Origin of the sequence: Bradyrhizobium huanghuaihaiense (assembly GCF_007830635.1) — a bacterium.
GTDB classification, from domain to species: Bacteria; Pseudomonadota; Alphaproteobacteria; order Rhizobiales; family Xanthobacteraceae; genus Bradyrhizobium; species Bradyrhizobium huanghuaihaiense.
Genome location: NZ_VLLA01000002.1, coordinates 102091 through 118342 on the forward strand (window position 1 = coordinate 102091; position 16252 = coordinate 118342).

The window sequence follows — 16252 nt, forward strand, 5'->3', positions numbered from 1 at the left end:
ATCATCGTCAGAACCTGTTTCCGGGAGCGCATTGCCATGCCCGTCGATTCCGCCCGCCTCGACACGTTGACCGCTCTCAGCCGCAAGGCGCTGTGGCTGTCGTCCTGGACCATCCACCACGCCAATCACATCCGCCCCAATGCTGATGGACTCAAGGTCGGGGGACACCAGGCCTCGTCCGCCTCGCTCGCCACCATCATGTCGGCGCTGTATTTCCATGTGCTGCGACCCGAGGACCGCGTCGCGGTGAAGCCGCATGCGAGCCCGGTGTTTCACGCCATCCAGTATCTGTTCGGCCGGCAGAGCCGCGAGAAGCTGGAGAACTTTCGCGGCTTCAAGGGCGCACAGTCCTATCCCTCGCGCACCAAGGACGTCGACGACGTCGATTTCTCCACCGGCTCGGTCGGCCTCGGCGTCGCGCAGACGCTGTTCGCTTCGCTGGTGCAGGACTACGTCAAGGCGCATGGCTGGATGAAGGACCGCCGCGAAGGGCGGATGATTGCCCTCGTCGGCGATGCCGAGATGGACGAGGGCAACATCTTCGAAGCCCTGGCAGAAGGGTGGAAGCACGGCCTGCGCAACACCTGGTGGGTGGTCGACTATAACCGCCAGTCGCTCGATGCCGTGGTGCGCGAGGGTCTGTGGGAAAAGTTCGAGACCATGTTCCGCAATTTCGGCTGGGACGTCGTCATCGTGAAATACGGTCGGCTGATGCGCGAAGCCTTTGCCGAGCCCGGCGGCGAGGCGCTGAAGCGCTGGATCGATAATTGCCCGAACGCGCTCTACGCGGCGCTGTGTTTCCAGGGCGGTGCGGCCTTCAGAAAACATCTGCACGACGAGATCGGCGATCAGGGGCCGATCACCAAGCTGATCGACAAGCGCAGCGACGAGGAGCTGCTGGCGCTGATGTCGAATCTCGGCGGCCACGACATGGCGAGCATGCTGGAGGCGTTCGAATCCATCGACCACGACCGCCCGGTCTGCTTCATCGCCTATACCATCAAGGGCGTCGGCCTGCCGTTCCAGGGACACAAGGACAACCACGCCGGCCTGATGACGGTCGCGCAGATGGAGAAATATCGCGACAGCCAGAACATCCGTCCCGGGCACGAATGGGACAAGTACGAGGGTCTCGCGCAGTCCGCCGCCGAACTGGATGCCTTCCTCGCAAACGTGCCGTTCAACCAGGACGGCCGCCGGCTGACCGCGCCTGTCATCGAGGTGCCTGCGCAGCTCAGCTTCAAGCCGTCGCCGCAGATGTCGACCCAGCAGGGTTTTGGCCTCGTGCTGAACGAGATCGCCCGCGGCGACAGCGAGCTCGCAAAACGCATCGTCACGACCTCGCCCGACGTCACCGTCTCGACCAATCTCGGCCCCTGGGTGAACCGGCGCGGCCTGTTCGCGCGCGCCGAGAAGGCGGATTTATTCCGCAGCGAGAAAATTCCGTCCACATTCAACTGGGACTTCTCGCCAAAAGGCCAGCATCTGGAGCTCGGCATTGCCGAGATGAACCTGTTCATCATGCTCTCCGCGCTCGGCCTGTCGCACCAGATCAACGGCGCGCGGCTGCTGCCGGTCGGTACGCTCTACGATCCCTTCATCGAGCGCGGCCTCGATGCGCTGAACTATGCCTGCTACCAGGATGCACGCTTCATGGTGGCGGCGACGCCGTCCGGCATCACGCTCGCGCCCGAGGGCGGCGCGCACCAGTCGATCGCGACGCCGCTGATCGGCATGGCGCAGGACGGGCTCGCCTCGTTCGAGCCGGCCTTCGTCGACGAGCTCGCCGTGATCATGGGCTGGGGTTTTGACCACATGCAGCGCGATCCGGGCGAGGGCGGTTCCGTTTACCTGCGCCTCTCCACGCGCAGCATCGAGCAGGCGCAGCGGATCATGACGCCTGAACTGCAGCAGGGCATCACCGACGGCGCCTATTGGCTGCGCAAGCCCGGTCCGAATGCCGAGGTCGTGATCGCCTATACCGGCGCAGTCGCGCCCGAGGCGATCGAGGCGACCGGCTTCATCGGCGAAAGCCGCCGCGACGTCGGCCTGCTCGCGATCACCTCGGCCGACCGTCTCCACGCGGGCTGGACCGCCGCACGGAAATTGCGCCGCGACCGGCGCGGGGTGCAGCATCTCAGCCACATCGAAAAGCTGCTGGCGCCGCTGCCGCGCGACTGCGGCATCGTGACCTTGATCGACGGCCATCCGTCCGCGCTCGGCTGGCTCGGCAGCGTCCGCGGCCACCGCGTCGAGGCGCTCGGCGTCGAGCAGTTCGGCCAGACCGGCAGCATCGCGGACCTTTATCGCCACTACGGCATCGACGCGAATGCGATCATCGATGCGGCCGAAAGCCTCACCACCGGCGCGCCGGTGCTGCACCGGAAGATGGCAGTGTAGTCGGGGTAACCGGCCGCATGGGCCCCGGCTCTGCAGCGCACCGCTGAAGAAGCGCTGCGCTGCGTCCGGGGCACGAGAGTGTTTGCATCCGTTCTAATCTCGTGTCCCGGGCGCACTGCGGCGCGAAGTGCCGCGGTGCTGAACCGGGACCCATGGCCGCGCTTGCCTCAGTTCAAACCACGCCCCATATTCCGCGCGTCCGCCGCAACGCTGGCCCCGCATATGGCGGGTTCAATTGCCGGCGCTTTCGTGCAAGGATGCCTGCCGAAACGCCCCCTCCAAGCCCCCAAGAAGAGGTTAACGATGGTCAATCGCATGCAATTCTACATCGACGGCGCCTGGGTCGATCCCGCCGTCAAGAAGTCCACCGCCGTGGTCAATCCCGCGACGGAAGAGGCGATGTACGAGGTTGCGCTCGGCTCCAAGGCCGATGTCGACAAGGCCGTTGCCGCCGCCAAGCGCGCCTTCGCAACGTTCTCCCAGACCAGCCGCGAGGAGCGCGTCGCGCTGCTCTCGAAAGTCATCGAGGTCTACAAGGGCCGTCTCAAGGAGATCGGCGCCGCCGTCTCCGACGAGATGGGCGCACCGCTGCCGATGGCGGAGAAGCTGCAGGCCGGTGCCGGCCTCGGCCATCTCATGACCACGCTCGACGTGCTCAAGAACTATCATTTCGAGGAGCCGGTCGGCACCGCCATGGTGCTGCGCGAGCCGGTCGGCGTGGTCGGCATGATCACGCCCTGGAACTGGCCGCTCAACCAGATCGCCTGCAAGGTCGCGCCCGCGCTCGCCGCCGGCTGCACCATGATCCTGAAGCCCTCGGAGTTCACGCCGACCTCGGCGCTGATCTTCGCGGAAATCCTCCATGAAGCCGGCGTGCCGAAGGGCGTGTTCAACCTCGTCAACGGCCTCGGCCCCGAGGTCGGCGCCGCCATGAGCGAGCACCCCGATATCGACATGATCTCCTTCACCGGCTCGACCCGCGCCGGCATCGATGTGGCCAAGCGCGCGGCACCGACCGTGAAGCGCGTCAGCCAGGAACTCGGCGGCAAGTCGCCGAACGTCATCCTCGACGGCGCCGACCTCACGAAGGCGGTGACCGGCGGCGTGATGCACATGTTCAACAACTCCGGCCAGTCCTGCAACGCGCCCTCGCGCATGATCGTGCCGCTGTCGAAGATGAAGGAGGTCGCTGCGATCGCGAAGGCGGTCGCCGACAAGACCAAGGCCGGTGATCCGCGCGGCGAAGGCACCACCATCGGCCCGGTCGTCAACCGCGGCCAGTGGGACAAGATCCAGGCGCTGATCAAGAAGGGCATCGACGAGGGCGCAACGCTCGTCGCCGGCGGCCCGGGCCTGCCCGAAGGCGTCAACAAGGGCTTCTACGTCCGCCCGACCATCTTCGCCGACGTCACCCCCGAGATGACGATCGCCCGCGAAGAGATCTTCGGACCGGTGCTGACCATCCTCGGCGCCAAGGACGAAGCCGAGGCCGTGCACATCGCCAACGACACGCCGTATGGCCTCGCGGGCTATGTCTCGGGCGCGACGGTCGAGGACGCCAAGCGCGTCGGCCGTCAGATCCGCGCCGGCAACGTCAACCTCCAGGGCGTGCCCAACGACCGCACCGCGCCGTTCGGCGGCTACAAGCAGTCGGGCAACGGCCGCGAGTGGGGCAAGTACGGCCTCGAGGATTTCCTCGAGGTGAAGGCGGTGGCCGGCTTCAACGCGGCGTAGGCTTTATCGCTTGAACGAATGTGACGCCGGAGCGGGAAACCGCTCCGGCGTTTTTTCGTCATTGCGAGGAGCGCTTGCGACGAAGCAATCCAGGCTGCCTCCGCAGAGACAGTCTGGATTGCTTCGCTTCGCTCGCAATGACGGAGGAGAGACCTCGTAGGGTGGGCAAAGGAGCGTAGCGACGTGCCCACCACCTCGCGGCGAACAAGAAATGGTGGGCACGCTTTCGCTTTGCCCACCCTACGAGACCGTGCTCACGGCGGGAAAAGAATCGTAGCCCGCATGGAGCGACGCGAAATGCGGGGACACTTTCCCGGATTACGCTGCGCTCCATCCGGGCTACGGGAAAGCAGTGCCTATCCCCCCAACGCCCCCTGCGTATTCACATACAGCGCGTAGATCGACTGGCTCGCGGCCATGAACAAGCGGTTGCGCTTGACGCCGCCGAAGCAGAGATTGGCGCAGCGCTCGGGCAGTGCGATGCGGCCGATCATGACGCCGTCGGGCGCGAACACCACGACGCCGTCGAGCTCGGGATCGCCCATGCCCCAGCCGCACCAGAGATTGCCGTCGATGTCGCAGCGCATGCCATCGGGCGTGCCGGGGCCGGCATCGATGTGAACGCGCTTGTTGGAGATGGCAGTGCCCTCAGGCGAGACGTCATAGGCGAGGATCTTGCGGTTCGGTTGCCCACGCGATTCCACGACGTACAGAATCTTCTCGTCCGGCGAGAAGCACAGCCCGTTTGGCCCGAGCACGCCTTCGGCGACGATGGTTGCCTTGCCGGTTTCGGGATCGAACCGATAGACGTTCGGCTCGATCTCGGGCTCGGCCTTGTAGCCCTCGTAATTGCCGAGCAGGCCGAAGGTCGGATCGGTGAACCAGATTGAGCCGTCCGATTTAACAACGACATCGTTCGGCGAGTTCAACTGTTTGCCGTCGAATTGATCCATCAGCACCGTGATGCTGCCGTCATATTCGGTACGGGTCACGCGGCGCCCGCCATGCTCGCAGGTCACGAGCCGGCCCTGGCGGTCGCGCGTGTTGCCGTTGGCGAAATTGGATGGTTTGCGGAAGACCGAGACCGCGCCGGTCTCCTCCTCCCATTTGATGATGCGCTGGTTCGGAATGTCGCTGCAGAGCAGATAGCGCCCGTCGCCGAACCAGACCGGGCCCTCGGCCCAGCGCAGCCCGGTCGCAATCCGCTCCACCGCCGACAGTTTCAGCCAGTATTTCTCGAAGCGGGGATCGAGCGCGCGGATCGCCGGATCCGGATAATAGCTCGCCGGCCGCCAGCCTAGCCGCTCCTGGGAGTGGGACGATGCCTCATTCATGTCGGTTCTCTCGTTTCGTTCCCTCTGGACAATTCTGCTATCATTAGAGACACGTGACCGCAAATCGGTCACTAACGGCGAGGGACAACATGCCGCGTATTTTGATGACGGGAGCTTCGGGCGGAATCGGCACGAGCCTGCGAAAACTGCTGCCGCCGATCTACCCGGATCTCCTGCTCTCCGACATCAAGCCGCCGGCCGATCTCGGCGCGAACGAAAAATTCAAGGCGGCGGATCTCGCCGATCTCGCGCAATGCGAGGCGATCTGCGAGGGGGTCGACGGCATCATCCATTTCGGCGGCTATTCGGTCGAAGGTACCTGGGACCAGATCCTTCAGGCCAACATCATCGGCGGCTACAATCTGTTCGAGGCGGCGTACCGCAAGGGCGTCAAGCGCGTGGTGTTCGCCTCGTCGAACCACGCCGTCGGCTTCTATCCGCGTCACCACAAGATCGGCACCGACGTCACCCCGCGGCCCGACGGGCGCTACGGCGTCAGCAAGGTGTTCGGCGAAGCCGTCGGCGCGCTCTATGCCGACAAGCACGGGCTGAAGGTGACTTGCCTGCGCATCGGCAATTTCGGCGACATGCCGCTCGACCAGCGCCGGCTCGCGATTTGGCTCAAGCCCGACGACCTCGTGCAGCTCTGCCGCATCGGGTTAGAGCATCCCGACATCCATTTCGAAATCTTCTACGGCGCCTCCCTCAACGAGCGCGCCTGGTGGGACAACCACCGCGCCTACGAACTCGGCTATCGTCCCACCGGCCGCGCCGAAGATTTCCGCGAGCACGCGATGGCCGAGCAGGCCAAGCTGAAGCCGGATCCGGTCGGCGATTATTTCCAGGGCGGCACGTTCTGCAGCATGGAGTTCGACGCCGATCCGAGCCGCATCATCGATTGGAAGAAGCGGTAGCGTCGACAATGCAGGTGCGCCCTCCCGGCTCGGCTTGCGGGGCCGGGAGAGGGCACGATCGCGATGACGGCGGAGCTTTTTGAACGGCCCCTTGCGTCTAACGTCTGAATTCACACCGTAGAGTTCCGGATTTCCGTTTTCGGAAATAGGCGTTCTATTGTCGGAACACGTGAAGCGTTTCTTCTATGCATTGCGTCGCGGACGTGACCGCCTTTTCATTCTAGCGATTGTGGAAGCAAGATGCGCAAGATGGTTCTCTCAGGGGCCGCGGTGTTGACCGTCGTCATCGTCGCCGCGGTATCCTGGCCCACGCCGCGCCCGGACGTGGAGCGTTTCGGGGACAGTGTCTACGAAACGATCTGGTTCTGGCGCATCCCGGCCTACGCCCACAATTCAGCCTGGAGCGTGCGCTGGATGTGGAACGATCCGCTGCGCGCACAGGCAAGATGCTGCCGGGCCACGCCGCAGCCGATCTCCGAACCGGGCTCGCAGGTTCCTCCGGCCAGTCAGGCGATCGCGCGCTTGGCAGGCAGGTAAAACGGCCGCGTAGTTTCTGGTTGAAGTGCTGCATCACGCGCTGTGCCAGCTGGACGCAGATGGTTCCGCAGATAGTTCGCATTTCTCTCAAATGAGTTCCTTGCTTTAAGCTTAACCAGAAACCTAATCCTCGATTTACAGCTGCAATCTACAGTTTACCTTGTTCTTGAATCAGTCATTCAAGGACGCCAAACAATGCGCCGCTTAGCGCTCAACTCATGTCTCGTGATTGTTCTGGCGGCATCGGGTTTCAGCGCGTCCGCCGACGAGAAGGCCGATGGCGGCAGCTCGGCGTCGCTGGCTCCGCGTACGAAGATCGAATGTTCGCTCAAGCGCAAGCCTGGCGAACCGCTCGATCCCCCGTCAACGGCTGCCATCCCCTCGGCCGAATCCTTCGTTGCCGGCGAGTATTTCAGGGAGGACATTACGCCGACCGCGCGCGTCAAGATTTCGTGGCTCGGCGCGACCTTCGCGCGCCGGTTCGCCGTCAAGGTCGAAACCACGGACGACACGTCTCTGCAGACTCATGTCTTGAACAATCCTGCAAATGCCGCGCAGATCGTCGATGAGCTGGGCGCTCGCGCCGAGAGCAAGCTTGCCGATGTCTGGTGTCTGTTGAAGCTGCAGGCCAACGGCGAAAGCGGGGCGCTGCAGACCAGCTCCGCTCCGAACCTCTTCTTTGTCCGTGACGGCACGGGCGATCTCGGCGTGGTTGACGCCCTGTGGGGTGGCGCGGGCTGGGAAATTGGAGCCAGTCCCATCAGAAACCCGCGGGCATGGACTCCCGGCACGCGCGTTTTCTCTCACTGAGACGAGACGTCCTCGGTCTTCGCAGGCGGGGCGCGGCGGCCGATCCTTCTCGGCCTGCTGCATCCGTGGTGATGCCTTGCGCGCGCTTCAGCGCGCCGTCATGTGGCCTAGTCCATGCCTTCGTCGGGAATATTCAGGATGGTCCCGCAGGCCTTGCAATGCACCGCGTCCACGTCATGGCGCTGCAGGCCGCAGACCGGGCAGGGAAAGCGCACCTTGGACGGCGCGAGCAGGGCCTTGGCGAGATTCAGGAACAGGGTCACGCCAAAGATCATGATCACGACGGTGATCAGGCGTCCGACCGTGCCGGGCAAGGTGATGTCGCCGAAGCCGGTCGTGGTCAGTGCGGTGACCGTGAAGTAGAGCGCGTCGGCATAGTTGGTGATCTGTTGGTTATGGGACCTCTGGGTCTCGTAGACGACCCCTGTCATCACGAAAATGAACACGCCGAGGTTGGCGACGGCAAAGACGACTTCCTCGTTTCGCCGAAAGAAGGCGCTGTCGATCCGCAAGCGCGCCACCATCTGGTAGTCGCGCAACAGCCGCAACGTTCGAAACGCGCGCAGGAATCCCCCGGCTTCGCCGGCAAGCGGCGCGAGGAACGAAATGATGACGACGATGTCGGTCCAGGTCGAAAGCCGCACGAGCTCATGCAGCGGCCGGCGGCTGATAATCATCCGGGCAGCGAAATCCGCGAGGATCAAGATGCCGAACACGACGTCGAGTGCCTCGATCGTTCTGGTGCGGGGCAGAAACGAGGTCGCGATGATGAACAGAACCGTGACGATATCGAGCGCGAGCAGGGCGTAGCGAAATCTGACGCACCCGAACGTGTCGCCTTCGTAAAGCTGCCGGATCCTGCCCTTCAGGCGCTCGAATGGGACCGCGACAGCGTCGAGCAGCCCATGTCCCTTTGTGTTGTTGCGATGAACCACCATGGTCAGCGACCGCCATGCCCGCGGTCTATCCCTCCGAAGGGTCGAGCATCTCGCCGAGCTTGCGAACGGCGACATTGATCGACATGCCGAGGTAGTCGCCGGAATCGCCGAACCACGAGCCGGCCAGCGGCACGGCCTGCCCCGGATGCCGCGCTATGGCCACCGGGATGAGGTCGAAGCCGGCGCTCAGGCTGTTGGTGGGATCGTAGTCGAGCCAGCCGGCGCCGGGCAGGAATACCTGCACCCATGCATGGGTGGCGCCGGAGCCGGTCATCCCCACGGCGCCGCCATCGAGCGCGGCGTCATAGAGATAGCCGCTGACGAAGCGCGCGGCAAAGCCGAGGCGGCGCAACGTCTCGATCATGAGCCAGGCGAAGTCCCGGCAGGTGCCGGATTTCGTGCGCAGCGTCTCGCCGGGGGACTGGGTGCCTTCCGCATCTCTTCCGCGATAGCTGAACTCGCTGCGAAACAGGCCCAACATCCGGCGCAGCACGTCGGCGGTCCGGTCCTGATCGCCGGCAACGAAGCTCTTGGTCCACGCCGCATGGCTGCCGTCCGGGTCGTCGGCATGCGGACGCAAATATCCTGCAAGATCGGTCCACTCATCCGGCGTGTACTGCACGGGGACTTCCTCGGCCCGCGGATCCAGCGGAAACGTCTCCAATCCCTTGATGCCGAAATAGATGCCGCGAACCTTGAACGTGAAGGTCAGCTCGCTGCCGGGCTCGCTGAAGTCCATCACGGTGACGGCATTCGAGCGGGCGTCGGTGACCCAATGCACCTTTGATGGCAGACTGGTCGAGGCGGACCAGCGAAGCAGCCGGGTGGAGGAGCCGCGCCGCGGCAGGAACATGGCCCGGTGCGTGCCGAACGTCACCGGCTTTGCATAGCGAAAGGTCGTCGTGTGCGTGATCTCGCCGATGATCGCCATGCATCGATCCGCTTCGCGTTGCGGGGCTCGTTGAGCGCCTTCCGCACAAGAAAGAGCAGGCTCCAGCTTTCGGCTCGGCCGCTTCCGCCCATTGATCTAGATCAACGTCGCTCCGGGGATCGTCTGGCCCATCAAACGACATTCCTTCAGACGTTGATGTGCGAATTGACCGAATGGAGCGATGGACATGGGCATCCTTTGGACGATCATCATCGGATTTATCGTAGGACTGGTCGCGAAATTCATCATGCCCGGCGACAAATCCGAGCCCAAAGGGTTCATCTTGACGACGGTCCTGGGAATTATCGGCGCCTTTGTTGCCACCTGGCTCGGTCAGGCCGTGGGATGGTACCGGTTCGGTGAGGGCGCGGGCTTCATCGGAAGCGTGGTCGGTGCCATCATCCTTCTGTTTCTGTACGGCCTTGTCATGGGTCGTCAGGGGCGCGCCTGATCGATCACATGATCGGCTGAGCATGAACATCAGGCTGCCAGCTGTCGCACTGCTCGCGATGATCGTGCCAGGGCCGGCGCAGGCCGCAGCGCTCAGCGAGGCCGAAGCGACGTTCCTCGACCAGCTCGTCACCGCATCCGCGGTTCTGGAGCAGCGATGCACCGGCTATGAGGTCGACGGTAGCGGCAGCGTTCAGCTCGGCGCCCGGCTTCTCGGCAGCCCTGATGCGGCGATGGCGATGATCGACGCCTATGCTGCGGCCATCAAGGCCTTTGATGGCGAGAGCTACGATCCCGGAAAATTCCGCTCAGAGGTGGCCGAGGCGGCCCGAAGAACATTCCGGCAGGTCCGGACTGACTTGATCAGGAACCCGACACGGGCCTGCGCCGATCATGGCGAGACCAGCGTGGCGCGCGGCCTGCTGAGACGGTACTGAACGGACTTGCGCGATATCAGCCGCGGGCGATGTCCTGACTTATCTTTTGCAGTCGCGTGAAGGCGGCCCACGCTTTTGGATAATCGGCGTCCTTGGAATCGATCGTGAGCAGCGCGCGGCAGGCTTCGTTGATCTTTTCCGGCGAAGGACGCATCGAGATGTTCGCCGATGACTCCGCCTTCTTCCAGCGGTCCTCGACGTCTTTCGCCAGGGCCAGTGCTTCGGACGGAGTCCGTTTCCGGGCTGATCGCGCCAATGCGTGATCCGGAGGGAATGTGGGCCAGGCGGCCGGAGGCCGATCTACTTGCCACTCACTCTCCTTCTCCTTGGCAGCCCCACGGGCCGCGGGCGAATTTGACCCCTGTCCATTTGCAGCATCAGGCGGAACGGTCTTGGCGGCGAGGTCGCGGACCTGCTGCTCCATCGTGCCGCCGGATGACGATCCGCCCGCTGAAGCTGCAGGCTTCGTCAGACCGGGGGCGACCGACGTCTGCACGTCGGGGGCGACCTTCTGAACGGTTTTGACGACCGCCGCGACGCCGGGCGACACACCCAGCCGCTGCTGCGCGACCTTGTCCTCCTCCGTGGGGCAAGGTCGGTATCCCGAGCGCTGATGCGTGATCCGCCCGTCGTCATCGATGCGGGCAAAATCAATGGCCACGGTGTAGACGAAAGCGACATCGACAGACTGGCCGAACTTGTCCCTCGCTTTGACACCGCCGCAAACATACCTCGCCGCGCCGGCCTCAACTGAATGCAGTGCGCTGAATTTGGCCGAGTCCGGATCGATCAGCGCATGCTCGACGGCCGCGCGCGCTTTCGAATGTTCCGAGGAGAACGTGCTGAACAGGACGTCCGGGTCGAGGAAAGCGGGTTGGTAGTACCACACATACTCCGCGGCGAAGAATGCTCCGCCGAAGGCCACTGCGATCAGGAAACCAGGTACATTCATGGGACTGTTCCGGGAAATGGAACCCGGCATGGTTGTTATGTGTTTCTGAAACCATTTGGGATAGAGTCCTCTAACAACCGGTTAATCGGTTGAGTGACTGGACGTCATCTACCAGAAGATTATTTGTTTGATTGGATGAGTTCCGCGGGGTTCCATGACCCGGCGAATTCTGCGCATCGCTGTCGCCGATGCGGCCCGCAACGCCAAGCGATGCCGAGGCCACGTTCCTCGACCAGTTCGTCACCGCATCGGCGGTGCTGTCGTACGTCATTTTGCAACGCGCGCTTCCTGTTTCTTGGTCACATGCCAGAGCACCACATGGTAATGCGGCATATCCACGCCGGGGTGACCCGGGTTGAAGTAGAGGCTGACGTGGTCAACTGGTCCTGCTGACCCTGCCGCCTCCAATGTCTTGCGATCGTCGATGTCCTTGTTCGGGACCATGTACACGGTCGCGACCAGACGGTCCCTGCGATCGAAGCTCAGGAACGGCCCCAGTGGCAAAGTGTCGGGCTTGACGAAGATTATGCCGAGGCCTGGAAAGAACCTCGGGAAGTTCACGAGATCGCTGACCCGCTTGTATCCGTTTTTTTCCGCGACCTCCCGCTGATTTGGCGGCGGCCGAACGACTTCGTGCTTTCTGTGCGCCTTGCTCTTTCGATGAGGGGCGGCCCTGGTTTGCTTGACCTCATCGGTCGGTGGCGCGGTGGCCGGGGGGAGCAGCTGCGGCGCTTGTGGCCAGAAGGGAGCAAATTGGGCGGCGGGGCGCCTCACATCGGCGATCAAGGCGAGCAAAGCAACCAGGGCCGCCGTCACCACGGCTTTGCGCATCGACAACTCCCGAGGTTTGTGTTTGCCAAAGTTTGCTCACTTGACCGGATTGCGTTCTCTCCAGCGCAGGAAATCCCGGAACAATTCTTCTTGGTCGGGTAGATCGGCGGTGGGCTTTCCCTCGAGGAACCGGCCGAACGCCTTGCGAAGCGCGGCTTCGCCTCCCGATTGCTGCTGGAGCCAGCGCTCTGCCGGTCGGAATCGTCGCCATCCGGGGAGCTGCGCGGCCAGGTTTACCTCGCGCCATTTAGGGTGATGGGCGTCGCTCAGAAATTCGGGAAAGCGCGTGAACAATGTCTGGACGAAGAATTCCAGCAACCGAAATCGCTCGTTGCCCCTCGGCCAGTTGTAGGCGAAGAGAGCTGATTTGATCGCAATCGTGTCGACGCTCGCTTCGGCGGCGATCAAATTCGGGTAGTCCTTGTGGCGGAGCGTCGATGGCAGATAATCCTGTTGCAGCAGCTCCTTGAAGTAGGGGATCGGCACTATGTGAATACGATCGAGTTGCGAGACCTGCGTCAGGACGCTGACCGGTTTTCCCGAGACCAGCAGAGCGGCGGAGAGATCTCCCTTCCTGAGACCATCCAGCGCGGCCTCCGGCCCCAGGTTCGACTCGATGATCTTGACGCCCAGATGGTTCAACACTTCCCGGCCGAGAATGGCGCCGGCACTGCCCTCTTCCCCAAGATTGACCCTCTTTCCCGACAGCTCCGCCAAGCTTTTGATATCCACCCGCGCGAGAAGATGGAACTCCTCGATATGGAGCGGGACAATGTAGGTCAGCCTGTCAGAGATATCCCCGAAGGTCCTTGTCTCCCGGAGCCGGTCGACCAGGACGACGGGCGCGATCGCCACGTCGGCACCCGCGAGCGTGAGCACATCAAGGACGTTGCGGACACCGCCGTTTCCCACGATGGGCAGGACCCTCAATGCGACCTGGCCACGAGGACCGGTCTCCTGGCCGCTGGCGAGGGTGGTCGCAATGTCCTGAGCGATCGCGAATTCAGTGCATTGCGGCGAACCGGTTACGAATCCCACCGTATACGGGTCCGCAGGTCGTCCCGTTTCCTTCTTGGGGGTGTCTTCCTTTCTCGGAGACACCTTCGTGGATTCGCTCGGAGAAGCAGGCGGCCGCTTTTGCGCCAAAGAATCCTCGACCTGTCCGCCGAGCCAGGCTGCTGCAATCAATGCGATGAACAAACCGGTCCGCATCGCTCCGCAGACCCTCATTGTTCAACCCGCCCGGTCAGTCCTCCCTTGGCGACATGCTTCGAGAAACTGCCACCTACCGCGTCCGAAGTAAGACCGAGGCCAATGCTTGGCCTTCCAACGCGGCCGGGGCAGCGGCGTTCCGTGATGGATGCCTGCAGCAGAAGTTTGCCGACTAGCGCCCGGCCTCACCCGCGATCCTTGCCAGATAATCCGACTTGCTGAACTGCATGTGGTCGACGCAGAGCTGCGCCAGCGCCCAGCTGTCGCGGCCCTTCAACAGCTCGATCATCAGCTCGTGCTGGCGGCGCGATTGCGCGAGGCCCTCGCGGTCGGCGAGGTTTTTTGCGCGCATCGGCAGCGTCAGGTTCATGTAGTCCTGCAGCGAGCGCACCAGATAGGGATTGCCGCAGGCGGAGAACAGCGCGAGGTGGAAGGCGTCGTTGGCCTCGTGAATGCCGCGCAAATCCTGCACGTCGGCCTTGGCGCAATATTGCCGTTGCAGCGCGCTCAGCTCGTCGATCAGGCCTTGCGGTGCCGGCAGGGGGATCATCAGCGCGGCCTGCCGCGTCAGCATCTCCCTGACCTCGTAGATCTGTCGTACCTCCTCGGCCGAGTAGAACCGCACGGTGGCGCCGACATTCTTCTCGCGGCGGACGATGCCGCGCCGCTCCGCGTCCACCAGCGCCTGGCGGACGAAGTGCCGCGACGTGCCATAACGCGACATCAGCGCGTCCTCGGTGAGGCGCGCGCCGGGCGCGAGGCGGCCGAAGATGATGTCTTCCTCCAGCCGTGCGACGACGTCGTCCGGATCGTCGCGCCGGACCGTCATGGCGTCTGCGGTGCGAATGTCGGACATGCCCTCAGCCTCCCGGCCTCGAGCCGGTCCCGAACTGTGGAGCAGGGAAGGCGAGGATTGTCAATAATCTGGTCGTTTGGCGGTGCCGCGGTCCAGAAAATGGCGATGCTGGCGCCTGTCTTATTGACAATCAGGGGGCAGGCTGTACCACAATGGCAACTTCAGGAGTGGCATGATGACGAGTGGTTTGCGCAAGGGTCTGACGAGCTACGGCGATGCCGGCTTTTCGCTGTTCCTGCGCAAGGCGTTCATCAAGGCCATGGGATATTCCGACGACGCGCTGGAGCGCCCGATCGTCGGCATCACCAACACCTATAGCGACTACAATCCCTGCCACGGCAACGTCCCGCAGATCATCGAAGCCGCCAAGCGCGGCGTCATGCTGTCGGGCGCCATGCCGTTCGTGTTCCCGACCATCTCGATTGCCGAGAGCTTTGCGCATCCGACCTCGATGTACCTGCGCAATCTGATGGCGATGGACACCGAAGAGATGATCCGCGCCCAGCCGATGGATGCGGTGATCGTGATCGGCGGCTGCGACAAGACGCTTCCCGCACAGGTGATGGCCGCGATCAGCGCCGACCTGCCGACCGTGGTCATCCCCGTCGGACCCATGGTGGTCGGCCATCACAAGGGCGAGGTACTGGGTGCCTGTACCGACTGCCGCCGGCTGTGGGCGAAATATCGCGCCGGCGACATGGACGATGCCGAGATCGAAGCGGTGAATGGGCGCCTCGCGCCATCCGTCGGCACCTGCATGGTGATGGGCACGGCTTCGACCATGGCCTGCATGATCGAGGCCATGGGCCTTTCGCTGCCGATGAGCGCGACGATTCCTGCACCGCATGCCGAGCGTTTTCGTCTTGCTGAGGCCAGCGGCAAGGTTGCCGCCGAGATGGCCAAGACCAAGGGCCCGAAGCCGAGCGAATTGCTCACACCCGCGTCTTTCAAGAACGCGCAGGTCGTACTCCAGGCCATCGGCGGCTCGACCAACGGTTTGATCCATCTGACCGCGATGGCGCATCGCTCGCCGCACCGGCTCGACCTCGAAGCGTTCGACCAGATCGGCCGCGAGGTGCCGGTGCTGGTCGACCTCAAGCCATCAGGCGAGCACTATATGGAGCATTTCCATCATGCCGGCGGCGTGCCGAAATTGCTGGCGCAACTCGGCGACCTCGTCGATCTCGATGCCAAGACGGTCAGCGGCCAGACGCTGCGCGAGGTCGTGGCGAATGCCGAGGACGTGCCCGGCCAGGACGCCATCCGTCCGCGCGACAATCCGATCAAGAAGGAAGGCGGTCTTGCCATCCTGCACGGCAACCTTGCGCCGCGCGGTGCCGTCATCAAGCAGTCCGCGGCGAGCCCAAAATTGTTGAAGCACACCGGGCGCGCGGTGGTGTTCGAATCCGTCGAGGACATGACGTTGCGGGTCGACGATCCCGACCTCGACGTGAACTCCGATGACGTCCTGGTGTTGCGCAATGCCGGCCCGAAGGGCGCGCCGGGCATGCCCGAGGCAGGCTACCTGCCGATCCCGAAGAAGCTCGCGCGCGGCGGCACCAAGGACATGGTGCGCATTTCCGATGCGCGCATGAGCGGCACCGCGTTCGGCACCATCGTGCTGCACATCACCCCGGAATCCGCCGTTGGCGGGCCGCTGGCGCTGGTGAAGAACGGCGACATGATCAGCCTCGATGTGGCCAGGCGCAGCATCGAGCTGCTGGTCGACGCCGCCGAGCTGGAGCGCCGCCGCGCTGTCTTGAAGCCGGCCGCTGCACCCGAAGAGGCGCGGCGCGGCTACGCCTGGCTGTTCAACGAGACCATCATGCAGGCCGATGAGGGCTGCGATTTCGACTTCATGCAGAGGACTGGGAAGACCGAAAAGGGCTGATAGCAAGCAAACGAACGCTCAGACC

Annotated in this window: 15 protein-coding genes; 8 read left to right on the top strand and 7 right to left on the bottom strand. The window is 63.6% G+C overall.

The genetic code is table 11. From position 1 onward, the window contains the following. Positions 1–36 precede the first annotated feature (36 nt). Positions 37–2400, top strand: a complete 2364-nt coding sequence (locus IQ16_RS04510) for a transketolase (protein ID WP_145831287.1) — start codon at positions 37–39, stop codon at positions 2398–2400. 303 nt (positions 2401–2703) lie between these two features. Further along, the gene (locus IQ16_RS04515; RefSeq protein ID WP_026312847.1) at positions 2704–4134 is read left to right on the top strand and encodes an aldehyde dehydrogenase family protein; all 1431 of its coding nucleotides are present in this window, start codon (positions 2704–2706) and stop codon (positions 4132–4134) included. A gap of 356 nt (positions 4135–4490) precedes the next feature. Here the strand turns inward: IQ16_RS04515 and IQ16_RS04520 are convergent, their stop codons facing one another. Continuing rightward, positions 4491–5468 carry an SMP-30/gluconolactonase/LRE family protein gene (locus tag IQ16_RS04520; RefSeq protein ID WP_018648196.1) on the bottom strand — a complete coding sequence of 326 codons (978 nt, stop codon included), beginning with the start codon at positions 5466–5468 and terminating at the stop codon, positions 4491–4493. A gap of 89 nt (positions 5469–5557) precedes the next feature. On the opposite strand from IQ16_RS04520, the gene IQ16_RS04525 reads away from it, so the two are divergent. The 3 genes from IQ16_RS04525 (at position 5558) to IQ16_RS04535 (ending at position 7729) form a co-directional block, all read left to right on the top strand. Continuing rightward, on the top strand, positions 5558–6382 hold the full coding sequence (locus IQ16_RS04525; RefSeq protein ID WP_018648195.1) for an NAD-dependent epimerase/dehydratase family protein: 825 nt from the start codon (positions 5558–5560) through the stop codon (positions 6380–6382). A 240-nt stretch (positions 6383–6622) separates the two neighbouring features. Then, on the top strand, positions 6623–6919 hold the full coding sequence (locus IQ16_RS04530; RefSeq protein WP_018648194.1) for a hypothetical protein: 297 nt from the start codon (positions 6623–6625) through the stop codon (positions 6917–6919). Positions 6920–7114: 195 nt separating this feature from the next. After that, positions 7115–7729 (top strand): hypothetical protein, encoded by a 615-nt coding sequence (locus tag IQ16_RS04535; RefSeq protein WP_051123066.1) that lies wholly within the window; start codon positions 7115–7117, stop codon positions 7727–7729. 107 nt (positions 7730–7836) lie between these two features. Here the strand turns inward: IQ16_RS04535 and IQ16_RS04540 are convergent, their stop codons facing one another. Continuing rightward, a complete protein-coding gene (locus IQ16_RS04540) occupies positions 7837–8667 on the bottom strand; it encodes a potassium channel family protein (protein ID WP_018648192.1) in 831 nt (276 codons plus the stop codon). Positions 8668–8692: 25 nt separating this feature from the next. Then, positions 8693–9598, bottom strand: coding sequence for a transglutaminase family protein (locus IQ16_RS04545; protein ID WP_018648191.1), 906 nt, complete (start codon positions 9596–9598; stop codon positions 8693–8695). A gap of 187 nt (positions 9599–9785) precedes the next feature. On the opposite strand from IQ16_RS04545, the gene IQ16_RS04550 reads away from it, so the two are divergent. Next, entirely contained in the window at positions 9786–10049 is a 264-nt protein-coding gene (locus IQ16_RS04550) for a GlsB/YeaQ/YmgE family stress response membrane protein (RefSeq protein ID WP_026312844.1), read from the top strand. 22 nt (positions 10050–10071) lie between these two features. Next, the gene (locus IQ16_RS04555) at positions 10072–10485 is read left to right on the top strand and encodes a hypothetical protein (RefSeq protein ID WP_018648189.1); all 414 of its coding nucleotides are present in this window, start codon (positions 10072–10074) and stop codon (positions 10483–10485) included. A 16-nt stretch (positions 10486–10501) separates the two neighbouring features. Here the strand turns inward: IQ16_RS04555 and IQ16_RS04560 are convergent, their stop codons facing one another. The 4 genes from IQ16_RS04560 to IQ16_RS04575 form a co-directional block, all read right to left on the bottom strand. Continuing rightward, positions 10502–11437 carry a hypothetical protein gene (locus IQ16_RS04560; protein WP_018648188.1) on the bottom strand — a complete coding sequence of 312 codons (936 nt, stop codon included), beginning with the start codon at positions 11435–11437 and terminating at the stop codon, positions 10502–10504. Positions 11438–11704: 267 nt separating this feature from the next. After that, on the bottom strand, positions 11705–12268 hold the full coding sequence (locus tag IQ16_RS04565) for a hypothetical protein (protein ID WP_018648187.1): 564 nt from the start codon (positions 12266–12268) through the stop codon (positions 11705–11707). A 36-nt stretch (positions 12269–12304) separates the two neighbouring features. Continuing rightward, positions 12305–13480 carry a TAXI family TRAP transporter solute-binding subunit gene (locus tag IQ16_RS04570; RefSeq protein ID WP_018648186.1) on the bottom strand — a complete coding sequence of 392 codons (1176 nt, stop codon included), beginning with the start codon at positions 13478–13480 and terminating at the stop codon, positions 12305–12307. A 172-nt stretch (positions 13481–13652) separates the two neighbouring features. Continuing rightward, a complete protein-coding gene (locus IQ16_RS04575) occupies positions 13653–14336 on the bottom strand; it encodes a GntR family transcriptional regulator (RefSeq protein WP_018648185.1) in 684 nt (227 codons plus the stop codon). 175 nt (positions 14337–14511) lie between these two features. Here IQ16_RS04575 and IQ16_RS04580 point away from each other — a divergent pair, with 175 nt between their 5' ends. After that, the gene (locus IQ16_RS04580; RefSeq protein ID WP_035668339.1) at positions 14512–16227 is read left to right on the top strand and encodes an IlvD/Edd family dehydratase; all 1716 of its coding nucleotides are present in this window, start codon (positions 14512–14514) and stop codon (positions 16225–16227) included. The last annotated feature ends 25 nt before the right edge of the window (positions 16228–16252 follow it).

What these genes read in the sequence shown, in the direction of transcription:
- IQ16_RS04510 (WP_145831287.1), top strand. Translation starts at nt 37, where the DNA reads ATGCCCGTCGATTCCGCCCGCCTCGACACGTTGACCGCTCTCAGCCGC.
- IQ16_RS04515 (WP_026312847.1), top strand. Translation starts at nt 2,704, where the DNA reads ATGGTCAATCGCATGCAATTCTACATCGACGGCGCCTGGGTCGATCCC.
- IQ16_RS04520 (WP_018648196.1), bottom strand. Translation starts at nt 5,468, where the DNA reads ATGAATGAGGCATCGTCCCACTCCCAGGAGCGGCTAGGCTGGCGGCCG.
- IQ16_RS04525 (WP_018648195.1), top strand. Translation starts at nt 5,558, where the DNA reads ATGCCGCGTATTTTGATGACGGGAGCTTCGGGCGGAATCGGCACGAGC.
- IQ16_RS04530 (WP_018648194.1), top strand. Translation starts at nt 6,623, where the DNA reads ATGCGCAAGATGGTTCTCTCAGGGGCCGCGGTGTTGACCGTCGTCATC.
- IQ16_RS04535 (WP_051123066.1), top strand. Translation starts at nt 7,115, where the DNA reads ATGCGCCGCTTAGCGCTCAACTCATGTCTCGTGATTGTTCTGGCGGCA.
- IQ16_RS04540 (WP_018648192.1), bottom strand. Translation starts at nt 8,667, where the DNA reads ATGGTGGTTCATCGCAACAACACAAAGGGACATGGGCTGCTCGACGCT.
- IQ16_RS04545 (WP_018648191.1), bottom strand. Translation starts at nt 9,598, where the DNA reads ATGGCGATCATCGGCGAGATCACGCACACGACGACCTTTCGCTATGCA.
- IQ16_RS04550 (WP_026312844.1), top strand. Translation starts at nt 9,786, where the DNA reads ATGGGCATCCTTTGGACGATCATCATCGGATTTATCGTAGGACTGGTC.
- IQ16_RS04555 (WP_018648189.1), top strand. Translation starts at nt 10,072, where the DNA reads ATGAACATCAGGCTGCCAGCTGTCGCACTGCTCGCGATGATCGTGCCA.
- IQ16_RS04560 (WP_018648188.1), bottom strand. Translation starts at nt 11,437, where the DNA reads ATGAATGTACCTGGTTTCCTGATCGCAGTGGCCTTCGGCGGAGCATTC.
- IQ16_RS04565 (WP_018648187.1), bottom strand. Translation starts at nt 12,268, where the DNA reads ATGCGCAAAGCCGTGGTGACGGCGGCCCTGGTTGCTTTGCTCGCCTTG.
- IQ16_RS04570 (WP_018648186.1), bottom strand. Translation starts at nt 13,480, where the DNA reads ATGCGGACCGGTTTGTTCATCGCATTGATTGCAGCAGCCTGGCTCGGC.
- IQ16_RS04575 (WP_018648185.1), bottom strand. Translation starts at nt 14,336, where the DNA reads ATGTCCGACATTCGCACCGCAGACGCCATGACGGTCCGGCGCGACGAT.
- IQ16_RS04580 (WP_035668339.1), top strand. Translation starts at nt 14,512, where the DNA reads ATGACGAGTGGTTTGCGCAAGGGTCTGACGAGCTACGGCGATGCCGGC.